9 protein-coding genes and 3 pseudogenes are annotated in these 12,575 nt (G+C 60.3%); 6 read left to right on the top strand and 6 right to left on the bottom strand.

Annotated features, from left to right (window positions below):
* Positions 1-13 precede the first annotated feature (13 nt).
* A pseudogene (locus tag JQR87_RS10520) lies at positions 14-2,169 on the bottom strand (PQQ-dependent dehydrogenase, methanol/ethanol family).
* Between the two features lie 544 nt (positions 2,170-2,713).
* On the opposite strand from JQR87_RS10520, the gene JQR87_RS10515 reads away from it, so the two are divergent.
* Positions 2,714-4,714 (top strand): TonB-dependent receptor family protein, encoded by a 2,001-nt coding sequence (locus JQR87_RS10515; RefSeq protein WP_407297400.1) that lies wholly within the window; start codon positions 2,714-2,716, stop codon positions 4,712-4,714.
* Between the two features lie 466 nt (positions 4,715-5,180).
* On the opposite strand, the gene JQR87_RS10510 is transcribed toward JQR87_RS10515, so the two are convergent.
* Together JQR87_RS10510 and JQR87_RS10505 are read right to left on the bottom strand one after the other, a co-directional pair.
* Complete coding sequence (locus tag JQR87_RS10510) at positions 5,181-5,684, bottom strand: hypothetical protein (RefSeq protein ID WP_407297402.1); 504 nt, start codon at positions 5,682-5,684, stop codon at positions 5,181-5,183.
* A 364-nt stretch (positions 5,685-6,048) separates the two neighbouring features.
* Complete coding sequence (locus JQR87_RS10505; RefSeq protein WP_407297404.1) at positions 6,049-6,810, bottom strand: SDR family oxidoreductase; 762 nt, start codon at positions 6,808-6,810, stop codon at positions 6,049-6,051.
* A 99-nt stretch (positions 6,811-6,909) separates the two neighbouring features.
* On the opposite strand from JQR87_RS10505, the gene JQR87_RS10500 reads away from it, so the two are divergent.
* Positions 6,910-7,821: an AraC family transcriptional regulator gene (locus JQR87_RS10500; RefSeq protein WP_407297406.1), complete on the top strand. Its 912-nt coding sequence runs from the start codon at positions 6,910-6,912 to the stop codon at positions 7,819-7,821.
* Between the two features lie 73 nt (positions 7,822-7,894).
* On the opposite strand, the pseudogene JQR87_RS10495 reads toward JQR87_RS10500, so the two are convergent.
* Positions 7,895-8,011, bottom strand: a pseudogene (locus tag JQR87_RS10495) (DUF1348 domain-containing protein); the annotation flags it as partial.
* A 119-nt stretch (positions 8,012-8,130) separates the two neighbouring features.
* On the bottom strand, positions 8,131-9,087 hold the full coding sequence (locus tag JQR87_RS10490; RefSeq protein WP_407297408.1) for a DMT family transporter: 957 nt from the start codon (positions 9,085-9,087) through the stop codon (positions 8,131-8,133).
* Between the two features lie 138 nt (positions 9,088-9,225).
* On the opposite strand from JQR87_RS10490, the gene bkdR reads away from it, so the two are divergent.
* Positions 9,226-9,711, top strand: coding sequence for a Bkd operon transcriptional regulator BkdR (bkdR, locus tag JQR87_RS10485; protein ID WP_178078195.1), 486 nt, complete (start codon positions 9,226-9,228; stop codon positions 9,709-9,711).
* Between the two features lie 76 nt (positions 9,712-9,787).
* Here the strand turns inward: bkdR and JQR87_RS10480 are convergent.
* Positions 9,788-10,614, bottom strand: a pseudogene (locus JQR87_RS10480) (cupin domain-containing protein).
* A 130-nt stretch (positions 10,615-10,744) separates the two neighbouring features.
* On the opposite strand from JQR87_RS10480, the gene JQR87_RS10475 reads away from it, so the two are divergent.
* The 3 genes from JQR87_RS10475 (at position 10,745) to JQR87_RS10465 (ending at position 12,459) form a co-directional block, all read left to right on the top strand.
* Complete coding sequence (locus tag JQR87_RS10475) at positions 10,745-11,275, top strand: carboxymuconolactone decarboxylase family protein (protein ID WP_407297410.1); 531 nt, start codon at positions 10,745-10,747, stop codon at positions 11,273-11,275.
* A gap of 4 nt (positions 11,276-11,279) precedes the next feature.
* On the top strand, positions 11,280-11,552 hold the full coding sequence (gene grxC, locus JQR87_RS10470; RefSeq protein WP_407297412.1) for a glutaredoxin 3: 273 nt from the start codon (positions 11,280-11,282) through the stop codon (positions 11,550-11,552).
* A 256-nt stretch (positions 11,553-11,808) separates the two neighbouring features.
* Positions 11,809-12,459: a nitroreductase family protein gene (locus JQR87_RS10465; protein WP_407297413.1), complete on the top strand. Its 651-nt coding sequence runs from the start codon at positions 11,809-11,811 to the stop codon at positions 12,457-12,459.
* Positions 12,460-12,575 lie beyond the last annotated feature (116 nt).

The following is a 12,575-nucleotide window of genomic DNA, read 5'->3' as shown; positions in this document are numbered from 1 at the left end:
TGTCTCCTGAGGGTCAGTTGCTGGCCGTTTTCTGGGTCGGCTGCGGCAGGTCGTTCGGGCCGTGCTCGATGCGGTCGTGGGCACGCTTGATCAGGTATTGATGGATCTGCTCCATCTGCTCTCGATCAAAGGCCTCGGTAAAGGACGGCATGCCATCAGGGATGCGCGCGCCGTGAAGAATGCCGAGGAACTGCTCATGCGTTTCCGGGGTGAGCATGCGCAGGTCCGGCAGCACGCCGCCGCTGACGGCGTGAATGCCGTGACACTGGGAGCAGTAGCCGTCGTAGAGCTTGGCGCCGGCTTCAACGGTGGCCGCATCGGCAGTCAGTGGTGGTGGCATGGGCGCATCCTCACGCGGGGCTGGTTCCTGCAATTGAGCCGTGCCGCCGAGTTTGTAGGTCAGCACCTGTGCATAGGGCTGCACACCGGCGCGCAGCGACAGGGCGCCAGCAAAGGTGGAAAAGGCCCCGCCCCAGCCGGCCATAAAGGTCACGTACTGCTCGCCGTCCACGCTGTAGGTGATGGGGGCGGCCATCACACCGCTCGCAGCAGGCTGCTCCCAGAGCTTCTTGCCGGTGTCGGCGGCATAGGCAATGACGCGGCCGTCGGCGCTGCCCTCGAACACCAGGTTGCCGGCGGTGCTCAGGGTGCCGCCGTTGAAGATGGTGACGTAGGGCACTTCCCAGGCCTGTTGCTGCTTGACCGGGTCCCAGGCAATCAGCTTGCCGGACCAGGTGTCGGCGTACTTGCCGAGACCTTCCGGATCCTCCGGCATCATTCCGGTCTTCAGACCCAGCTGGTACATGCTCTTGAACTTGTTGCGCGCCGGTGCATCCGGCACGTGCTCATACCAGGCCGACATGATGTGAGCCGGGATATAGACCAGCCGGTGTCAGGGTTGTAGGACATGGGGTGCCAGTCATGCGCACCCCAGAAGCCGGGCTGGACCAGCTTGGCCTTTTTCTCACCCTTCCAGTAAGCGGCGGCTTCGTCGTCGACGATCGGGCGGCCGGTCTTTAGATCCACACCCTTGGCCCAGTTGATCGGCACGATGTTCTCGGCTGATAGAAGCTCACCCGTGGCCCGATCAATGACGTAGAAGAAGCCGTTCTTTGGCGCCTGCATCAGCACCTTGCGCTATTGGCCCTTGATCTCCAGGTCAGCCAGGATCATGTGCTGGGTGGCGGTGTAGTCCCATGCATCACCGGGCGTAGTCTGGTAATGCCAGACGTATTCGCCGGTGTCGGCGTTGACCGCGACGATGGAGGAGAGGAAGAGGTTGTCGCCTTTGCCCTCGCTGCGCCAGATCGGGTCCCACAGCGAGCCATTGCCGACGCCGATGTACAGCAGGTTCAGTTCCGGGTCGTAGGCAAAGGAATCCCACGCGGTACCGCCACCGCCTTGTTCGACAAAGGCGCGGCCATGCCAGGTCTTCTTGGCGATTTCCATGCCCTTGCCTTCGGCGGGCTTGTCCGGGTCGCCGGGCACGGTAAAGAAGCGCCAGGCCTGATCACCGGTCTCGGCATCATACGCGGTGACATAGCCGCGCACGCCGAACTCGGCGCCGCCGTTACCAATCACCACCTTGCCATTGACCACTCGTGGGGCGCCGGTGATGGAGTAACTGCGGGACTTGTCGTAGCGGGTATCGACCGACCAGACGCGCTCCCCGGTCTTGGCGTCGATGGCCTCCAAACGCCCGTCCAATACACCCACATAGACTTTACCTTTCCACACGGCAACGCCGCGGTTGATCGCATCGCAGCAGGCCTCACCGGCTCGGGATCGGTCGGATTTCGGGTCGTATTTCCAGATTTCCTTGCCGGTGCGTGCATCGAGCGCATAGACGATGGAGAAGGGGCCCGTGGTGTACATGACGCCGTCGACCACGATGGGCGTAGCTTCCACGCCGCGGTCAATGTCGAGCTTGTAGCTCCAGGCCAGGCCGAGATCGTCGACGTTGGCATCGGTGATCTTCTTCAGCGGACTGAAGCGCTGCTCGCCGTAGTCGCGGCCGTGGCTCATCCAGTTGCCGGGTTCGGCATCGGCATTGGCGATGCGCTTGCCATCAACGTCGGCGGCATGCACTGGCAAAGACAGCAGGGCGGCAAGGGTGGCGCCAAGCAGGGCGGTGGGGCGTCGGCCCGAACAGGGATCAAAATGATTCATCGCAGGCTCTCTCTTGTTATTGGTCTGGCCGCCCCGTGGGGCAGGTGTTTGAGAGAGAGCAACGGTTGTGCCAGTCGTTTAGATTGAGCTGCAATGCCAGGAGTGGCACGGCCTGGCGCGGTCAGAGGTTGCAGCGGATGATGCGGCCTGTCGCAGCCGGACCGTTGCACCGCTGCGACAACTGTCGCATCTCTGCGACAGAGATGCTGGCCCGCAGGCCTGGCATTCCGGGGCTGGTTTAGAAGCTGCGATTCAGCATGGCCCGCCAAGGCGGCATGGCTGGCGGCCAGCGGGCTGTTCCGGCGGTGCAAACGACACAGGGTGATGTCTCAAGGCTCGTTTGGCATGTGCGTTGCGTGATGACGCGAAGCCATAGGCAGAGTTTTACGCATCGGAACCGTTCAGTAGTTTGGAAACGCGTTCCGGTTCGCCTGGTCCCAAGACTGCCCGATTCTTTGTCCTGGAAAGCGTCCCTGGCCCTCGAGCCGTTCGCCTGGCAACGGAGCCCATCGGCGACAAAGCCATTCAACAACAAGGTTTAACCATGTATCGACTGTTTCTTGCCGGATCGCTCTCGTTGACTACCGGACCCTTGCTCGCGCAGACAACTGAACCGCTTGCACTCGACCCCTTGGTGGTTAGTTCGCCCCGGGCGGAGTCCGACTGGTTTACCTTGCCGATGGCGGTGTCGGCCGTGACGGCGCGGGACCAGCCGGGCGAACAGTTGCTCAGCCTCGACAGCCTGTTTGGGCCTGTGCCGGGCGCATCTTCGCAGAGCCGCTACAACCTGGCCCAGGGCATGCGCTTGTCGATTCGTGGCTTCGGTTCCCGTTCCAGCTTTGGCGTTCGCGGGGTGCGGGTGCTGGTCGATGGGGTGCCCTTGACCATGCCTGACGGGCAAACCGAAATGGATGGGCTGGACACTGCACTGGTGGAGCGAATCGAGGTGATCCGCGGGCCCTCGTCGACCATCTACGGCAATGCCGCCGGTGGCGTTCTGGCGATCGAGACGCGACAACCGGGCGACACGCCGCTCACACAGGTGGAGGTGACCGGGGGCGAACTGGGCTATCGCCGCCTGCGTGCGGAAACCAGCGGCAGCGCCGGATCGCTGGGCGCCTTGCTCGCGGTCAACGCAACCCAGCTCGATGGGTACCGCTCGCACGGTACCGCCGAAACCAACCACCTCACCGGCAAGCTGCGTTGGCAGGCGCAGGGCGGGACGCTCGGGCTCACCCTGCATGCGATCGACAACCGTGCCGAAGATCCCGGTGGGCTGACCCTGGATCAGGTCCGGACCGATCGTTCCCAGGCGCGGCCCCAGAGTCTTCAGTTCGATTCGGACGAGACCGTCCAGCAGCAGCGTCTCTCGGTGGTCTGGGATGGGCAGGCCGCAGGCGGCGATACCTACCAGTTGCGCAGCTATTATGGCCAGCGCAAGTTCAGCAACCGTCTACCGCTGCGGGCCAATGGTCAGACAGCCTATGACCGCTGGTTCGCCGGGGTGGGCGCCCAGCGCACCTTTCACCATGAGCTGGCCGGCCTGCCTCATCAGCTGACCGTCGGGATGGACCTGGAAAGTCAACGGGATGAGCGATCCCGAAACGGCAACCTGCCGGGCGGCATCACCGGCGCGCTGACTCAGCGTCAGCGCGAAACTGCGGACAGCCGGGGTGTGTTTATCGAGGATCAGGTGAACCTGGGCGATGCCTGGCTGCTCACCGCAGGCGTGCGCTATGACAGCGTGCGGCTCGAGGCGAAGGACCGCTATCTGAGCGACGGCGATGCCTCTGGCGAGCGCAACCTAGAAGACTGGAACTACAGCCTCGGGCTGAGCCGGCAACTGGATGCTCATCATGTCGCGTACGTGCGGTATGCGACATCGTTCGAGACGCCGACAATCAACGAACTGGCCAACCCAACCGGGGGCGGCTTCGATCCATCACTCAGTCCGGCACGGGCGGTCAACCGCGAGATAGGCTTCAAGGGGGAACACTCTGGTTTGCGCTACGAAGCGGTGCTCTACAGCATGCACATTGAAGACGAGCTGGTTCCGAAAGTCGACGGACGCACCTTCTACACAAACGCGGGCCGCTCCAGCCGCGACGGTATCGAGCTCAGCGGGGATTGGTTGCTGGGACGCTATTGGCGATTGACCGGTGCATGGACGTACAACCGCTATCGTTTCGACCAGTTTCAGGGCTATGACGGCAACCGCATTCCGGGCATTCCCAAACAGAGCCTGTTCGCCGAGGTCAGCTATGACCGTGACGAATGGTATGCACGGGTCAACGTCAACGCCTTTGACCAGCAGTACGCGGATAACGCCAATCTCGCCCGCGTACCCGGCTACGCGGTAACCAACGCCCGCCTGGGCTGGCGACTGGCGTGGGGCGATCAGCGGTTGGAGCCATACATCGGCATCGACAACCTGCTGGATCGCGACTACTACGACAACCTGCGAATAAACGATAACTTCGGTCGTTATTACGAGCCTGCTCCAGGCCGCACGATTTATGCAGGCGGAAAATTGACTTTTGAATGACGACTGGCGTTCAACGATGCGCTCTTGGTCAGACGCCGTTGGTTTCATGCCGGAGGCGGGCGTATCGACGGTTCCACATAACCTCGCGCTATTGCGAAATGCCGTCGTAGCATCGCGCATTGACAGCGGGGCGTACCGGTCCCGCATCGTGAAGCCACTCCACGTCAGCCGTTCAAACGTGGCAACGAGCCAAGTTCAACGAGCGAGATGTCGATCGCACCGCCTCCTGAAGTGATCGTGGTTGCGCTCGTCCTCCACTCGCGAGCGTCTGCAACGGGTCATCGTTTTCGTTCCAGACCGAGAATGAGAGCCAGGCCGGGTAATCAGCGTCATGGTTAGCGGCTGCCGCCTGGATCAGCGGGCCGCGTACCAGTGGCTGCCTAGCCTCGCAACGATCTGCGATATGTGCCGGCTTCTTCGACTCAGCGGCGCGCAAGGCCGGGCTTTCGAGGGGGAAGGGGTGCGGCTAACTTCGAGGTAGCGGTGTGCGGCGAGCGTACTTCGTTTGCAAGATCGCCGAGGCTTCGTTGTACGCAGCCTGGAAGGAGTCGCTGCCAACCCAGTTCACGGCCGTGTCTGCGTCTTCATCATGGAAGAGTGCGCGGTAGACGATCAGCAAGCCCATCATGAAGTCGACGGCAGCCTCATCCGCTTGCTCGGCGACCACCAGTTCGAGCACTGGATACTGTAGAAACACCAAGCACATCGCTAACAGGCTGATATTTTCGCCGATCCTCATAGCCTGGAATAAATCGTCGAAGTCCGCCGGGTCGAAACCGTTTTCTTCTATGTCGTTGAAATCGAAGGTACTGAGATCGATTTCGACATCATCGAATGGCTCATTGATCAGTGGATTGGCCAGAAGAGGGTGAAGAACATTGGCCTTGGCCTTGGCGTTACCCGAACGATTCTGCTTGGCCTTTGCTTTGGCCCGATGGGCACGCTTCTGTTGTTTATCTGATGACGCCATCGCGGTGATTTCCTCGTTCGATGCAGCCATCTTCATGGCCCAAACTTAATGGGCGCAAATTGTACTCAGTCTGGGCTGGGTTCGTCGGGGAAATGGAGGTTTCCGTACGCTCAATGTCCGCACTCGGCCAATAGCGGGCGCTCAGGCTAGGTCAAACCAACTCCTGCGTTCGAGGACGCACAGAATATACGTCTCGACTATTGATATTTAGTTCGGCTTCCTCGCCACCAGAGCAGCCGGTCGCCAGTGGTGCTTCTAACCAAACGTCAGTATCATCAGTCGATGGGTCAGCGGACAATGCAAGCCGGGCGCCATATAGAGATGCATCCCAGCACGGCCAATTTGGCATCTTGCTCCCCTATGATCATGCGTATGCAGGTTTGGCCTGTTCACTCGCCAGCGCAACTGCGTCTGCGCCAGCCGCAATGCGTATCGGCGAGGTTGAGTCATTGGCTGCACGCCATACCGCTTCAGCGACGTCTTGGGATTCCGTGACCAGGGTTGATTGCGACCATTCAGCAAACACCTGTTCTGCCAGATCGGCGTAAGCGTCCGGAATGCTGCCTTGCATCCGTGGCTGTGCATTTTTACCGAAGTCCGTCGCGGGAGCGCGTCCCGGCAGCACCAGACTCATCCGGACATTGAACGGTTCAAGCTCAAGCGCGAGGGACTCGGTGAAGGCATTCACTGCGGCCTTGGTTGCGGTATAGACGCTGAGTAGGGGTAGGGAGGTTATCGTGACGCTTGAGGTGACGTTGACGACAACCCCGGCTTTGCGCTCGCGAAACTGCGGCAGCACCGCCTGAATCATCGCCATTGTGCCAAAGGTGTTGGTCTCAAAGAGGTCACGGACCACCTGCATCGAGCAGCCTTCAAGCGCGCCTAACAAACCAATGCCGGCATTGTTGACGAGCACATCGATTGGTCCGGCAGCCTGTACCGCCTGTTGGATGCTGATTGGATCGGTCACGTCCAGAGCAAGCACGCGCAGATGCTCGGACGCTTTAAGAAGCCCGTCTTCAGGCGTGCGCATCGTCGCGATGACCTTCCAGCCACGCTCGAGAAAATAATGAGCGGTGGCCAGCCCAAAGCCAGAAGAGCATCCGGTGATCATTACAGTTTTCATTCGCGGTTTCCTCCAGGTGGTTGACTGACTGCAACGATAGGCTGTCGAGCTCGGACTTAATATCATCTATAGTCCGTTTATCTTTAGCCGGAGTCCGCCATGCTTGATCCACTCGCGGAGGTGGTGACCCTGCTGCAACCGGGCGCCTCGTTTTCCAAGATTGTCAGTGGTGCCGGTGCCTGGCGTGTGCGCCGGTCGGTGTACGGCCAGCCCTTTTACTGCGCGATTCTTGAAGGTGGATGTCGGCTTTCGGTCACCGAGCAGCCATCAATAACCTTGCAGGCAGGCGACTTTGTGCTGATCCCGGCAGCTTACGACTTCGCAATGATGAGTCTTCAGCCGATGGCAGCCGAGGACGCCGATACCCTTCCTGTCGAGGTGCGGCCACGCGACATTTACATCGGCACGCCAGACATGCCGACCGACGTTCAATTGTTGGCTGGCCACTGCACGTTCGGTTCGCCAGACGCCGCGCTACTCGTGTCGCTGTTACCCCAGCTGATACATGTTCGCGGCGAACGCCGGCTTGCAACACTGGTAGAACTGGTTACGGAGGAAGCGCGCGGGCAGCGGCCGGCGCGGGATGTCATCCTGGCACATCTGCTGGAAGTGCTGTTCATCGAAGCCCTGCGCGCCTCTGCGATCGAGGATGCGCCGCCCGGCCTCATACGCGGACTCGGTGACGAACGTTTGGCTGTAGCGATACGCCGAATGCATGAGCAACCGAGCCAAACCTGGACGGTGGCGCGGCTCGCCAAGGAAGCTGCGCTCTCGCGCACCATCTTTTTCGAACGCTTCAAAGAGGCATTGGGCATGCCCCCCATGGCGTATTTACTTGCGTGGCGAATGGCTCTGGCCAAAAAACTGCTGCGTGGCCGGGACGATAGCGTTTCGGAGATTGCGCAGCGGATCGGTTACAGCTCGGTGAGCGCTTTCAGTGTTGCGTTTACACGCTATACAGGGCTTACACCTAGTCGCTATTCACGAGAAGGGGATCTTGTTGAGAAGTGAAGTGCCCACCCGTGCACCACGTCGAACGGCTGCTAGTTGGAGTCGCATGGCCACGCATCCGTCATAGCGGGTATTACAACTCAAGGTCCGATAGACCCGGATGATCATCAGGCCGACGTCCAAGCGGCCAACGGAATTTCCGATCCGCCTCGGTGATGGGCAGGTCGTTAATGCGCGCGAATCGACGTCGATACGGCTTCGCAGGATTTTCCGCATTACCAAGAGCTAACCAATCTTGCAAACGGCAGCTTTTGGCCGAAAGCGGCCACTGCTGCGACAAGCGAAGCGCCTATAACGGGAAGTCAGGATTCACGACGTAGCCCTGGCTCGTGTCTTCACGATGGCAAGGAGAATACCTGCGGAGATCGCAAGTACCCCGGCTATGAGACTGGTGCTCAAGGTCTCACCGAGCCAGAACATCGAACTCATCAAGCCCACCAGGGGTACGCCCAGCATGGCCAGTGACATGCTGGTCGCCGGCAACCACATGCTTGCAGCGTTCACGGCGCAGAAGCAGAAGGCAGTAGCCAGCGGGCCGACGAACAGGATGATCTGCCAGAACGCCACCGAGCCATCGCCTGTGAACGGCCCTTCGACGATTCGTGCGAGTGCCAGCAAAGGAACCGTAGCGACGAGCATTTGCCAGGGAGCGAGCTGGTAGGCCGTGGCGCGAACCTTTGCGTAGCGCAGATGCAGGATGCACAGCGCCCAGCAAGCCGAGGCGATGAGCAACATCAGGTTGGCGCGCACCAGGTTCGCATTGTTCCAGTCAAGCGCCAGCGGATTGAACAAGACGGCTACGCCGAACATGCCGAGGGCGGCGCCGAGGAGCTGATGGGGGGCCAGCCGCTCACGAAAGACGAGCACTGCCAGTGGCGTCACCCACAGCGGGGTGGTGTAGGCGAGTACGGCCGAGCGACCCGCCGGGATCTCGGTCATGGCCAGCGCGCCGAGCAGTGTGAAGGCGAGCATCTGCAGGAGTCCGACACTAAGCAGGAGCGGCACGTCGCGCCGACTGGGTCGATAGAGGGTGCCGGTTAGCAGCTGCAGGAAGAACAGGCACAAGCCGCCCAGCGCAAAGCGGCTGGCGGAGAACCAAACGGGTGTGACGTGACCAAGTCCTGCCTTCATCACCGGCCAGTTGGCGCCCCACACCAGAATCGCCATGAGCAACAGCACCATGCCCTTGAGTCGAGGCGTCAATAAGGTACGGCTGGATACCGGGGTGTTTCGTGCTCCGGTAGTCAGGCTGTGCGGGCAGGTCATCACCGTGGCCTCCAATCGACATTCGTGTTGGGAACAGCCTAAGGGGACCGAAGCGGAGAAGCTTTCCTAAATAGCCTGGATGAATTCTAATTTGCAGGAAAATATTCTTGTGTGTTGAGCTTTTGGAGAATATTCGACATGCGTAAATTGGATCGGACCGACATCGGCATTCTCAACCGACTGCAAGAGGATGCCCGCGTCACGAATGCTGAGCTGGCGCGCGCAGTCAATCTTTCGTCAACGCCATGCTTCAACCGGGTCAAGGCCATGGAGGAGCTGGGGCTGATTCGGCAGCAGGTCACGCTGCTGGCTCCTGAGCTGCTGGGGCTCAACGTCAACGTATTCATTCACGTCAGCCTGGAGAAGCAGGTGGTCGATGCACTGGCGCGTTTCGAGAGTGCCATCGCCGAACGCCCGGAGGTGATGGAATGCTATTTGATGACAGGGGACGCCGATTACCTGCTCCGCGTGCTGGTGCCTGATATCCAGGCGCTGGAGCGCTTCATCCTCGATCACCTGACCAAAATTCCCGGCGTCGCGAACATTCGCTCCAGCTTCGCGCTGAAGCAGGTGCGCTACAAGACGGCGCTGCCGTTGCCACCCAACGGGTTGGTCGTCGGATGATACGGGTTTCGTAGGTGGGGTAGTTCATTCGGCAGTACGAGGAAAAAGCCTGCCGCTGCGAGTCAGTGCTCGCTCGTTAACTTGCCTGTGTCGCGCTGAGCCACTCGCGTGGGCTTTTGCCAATCTTGCGGCGAAAGGCACGCGACAGAGCCGAGGGGTTTTCGTAGCCGACTTCATCGGCGATGAGTGCATCGGCCGACCCTCCCGCAGACGCTTTTGAACCAGGCTCACCCGCCAGCCAAGCAGGTAGTCAGCCGGTGTGCTGCCTACGATTTCATGGAACCGCGCAGCGAAACCGGCCCGGGACATATTGCAAGCCTGCGCAAGGGTTTCCACCGACCAGGCCTGGTGCGGTGCGTCGTGCATCAGGGTGAGGGCGCGGGCCAGCCGCGGATCGGCAAGGCCGGCCATAAGGCCGGTGGACAGGCTGCGGGTCGCCAGCAGATGACGAAGCAGCTGAATGAGCATCAGCTCAAACAGTCGGTTCAGCACGGCGAATCGTCCGCACTCCTCATTGAACGCTTCCTGAAACAGCCACTCTAGGTTGACGGCAAGGTTCGGTAGCTGCGACAGCGGCAGCAGCAAGTGACCCGGCAAGGCGAGGGTCAGCGGGTTGTCGGTACCACCGTCGAACGTCAACGAGGCGCAGACCAGTTCCGCGTGATCGGCAGTGTCGGCGATCAGAGCGTGCGGTGCCGGGCTTGGAAACAGGATCAGCGTAGGCTCTACGATTTCGTAGACCTGTAACCGCTCGGCCTGGATACGCACCCGTCCGGCGCGCAGCAGGTGTAAGTGGCCCTGGTGATCCTGCCCATCATATTCGGCAGTGCCACACAGACCGCCGCTGTAATAGGTAGTGGCGTGCAGGCGGAAATGGGTGAGCAGAGCGGACAAGCGGTCCATGTGACCTCATAGGTTTGGACGATCTGCAGCATAAGTTCGACGATCAGCCGCCATTCGAAAAGCCCTTTTGCTGATTATGTGCTCGAGGCTGACGCACAAGCCCAGCCACCCCGAACTTAGGAGAACCACCATGAGCCGCATTACCCCTGTATCGATCGAACACGCCCCTGATGCCGCGCGCCCGTTGCTGTCTGGCATTCAGAAAAGCCTTGGCAGTGTGCCTAACGCCTTTCGTACCTTGGCTCACGCGCCGGCTGCGCTGGGCGGCTACCTTGCGCTCTCTCAAGCGCTTGGCAAAAACTCCCTCAGCGCACGCCAACGTGAGACCGTTGCGCTGGCGACTTCGGAGGTGAACGGTTGCGACTACTGCCTCGCCGCGCACGCCCTGTTTGGCCGCAAGGCGGGCCTTGACGATTCCGCCATCGAGCTTGCGCGGCGCGGCAGTCTGGACGCGGTTGCAACATTTGCCCGGCAGGTGACTGAAAGCCGCGGGCAGGTCAGCGACGAACAATTGGCCGAGGCGCGGGCGGCGGGGCTGAGCGATGCTCAGATAGTCGACATCGTGGCGCAGATTGCCCTGATGACACTGACCAACTACCTCAACAATGTTGCCCAGACAGACGTCGACTTTCCGGCAGTCCAGCCCCTTACCGAGGAGTGAAAGCATGAACGCTACGCTTTATACCACTCGCGGCTGCCCCTACTGCATCCAAGCCAAAGCGCTGTTATCCCGCCGAGGAGTTAACGTCACGGAGATCGATGTCGGAGCCAGCCCCGATCAGCGCGCCGCGCTGATCGCCCGGACCGGCCGGCGTACGGTGCCGCAGATCTATGTCGAGGGTAACCATGTCGGAGGCTTTGATGACTTGGTGGCCTTCGACAGGATTGGCGGCCTTAAAACGGCGGATACCAGATCCGATAGCGTATCGGGTGCATGAGACGGGTGGGCGGCTGTCGCCGGGTCGGCGCGCCGCTTCGAAACCCTCGTTCAGGCAGGTTCAGATCGGCCTGATGCATTTGTCTCGATCTGAACCTGGCTGAACTATTCCTTCTCATGTGCTGCTGGCAGGTCACCATTTTCACAAGATTGGTGAAAGTCATTATTCAGCGGTGCGCTTTATCCCTGTCCAACCTCACCGGGATCATAGCGGTGCTTCTCAAACCTACTCTAACTAGCACCTCAGAGGTTCCACCATGACTTCACTGGCAGTAGCTCGATCGCACTATTCGATACGGAGATTTGATCCAAGTAGAACAATCGAGCGGCCAGTCCTCAATGAACTACTCGATGCGCTTCGCTATTGTCCCTCCCCAACCAATCTTCAACCCTGGCGTTTCTTGATTGCTGAAAGCGCGGTGACCAAAGCGCAGCTTGCAGATGCAGCCAAACAGGTCGATGCCAATAAGGATCTCGAGCTGCTCGATGCCTCTCATTTCATATTGCTCTGCAGACTTTCCGACATGAGTGACTCGCACCTCCAGGCTTTACTGGCGCAGGAGGCTGCGGAGGGGCGCTTTTCAGACGACAGCGCTCAGGTCGCTCAGCATCACGCCCGTGCACGTCGAATCAACCTGCACCGTTATGAGCGCAAGGATTTGGCCCATTGGATGGATAAGCACGTCTATCTCGCCCTTGGCTCTCTTATCTCCCGCGCGGCGGCGCTGGGCATTGACGCCGTACCCATGGAGCATTTCGATCAGGCCTCGGTCGATGCAGCCTTTCAATTGCCACAACAAGGGCTGACCGGCGTGCTCTTGGTCGCGTTGGGCTATCGCAGTCGTGACAACGGAGACGGTTCTGTAAAGTCGCGCTTGCCCGCTGAGCGAATATTCATGTTTCGCTGATGGCGGGGGGATATGCCTGGCAGATGGGCATGCATCGCTGATATCGCGGCGAAGTTGCTTTGCCAAATAGGGTGCAAACGCAGCAAGCCCAGACCGTATTGCGCCGACAGGCTTCA

Source organism: Stutzerimonas stutzeri, from assembly GCF_051028275.1.
GTDB classification, from domain to species: domain Bacteria; phylum Pseudomonadota; class Gammaproteobacteria; order Pseudomonadales; family Pseudomonadaceae; genus Stutzerimonas; species Stutzerimonas stutzeri_AS.
The sequence above is the reverse complement of the archived record's forward strand: the minus strand, read 5'-3'. Positions and strand labels throughout refer to the sequence as shown.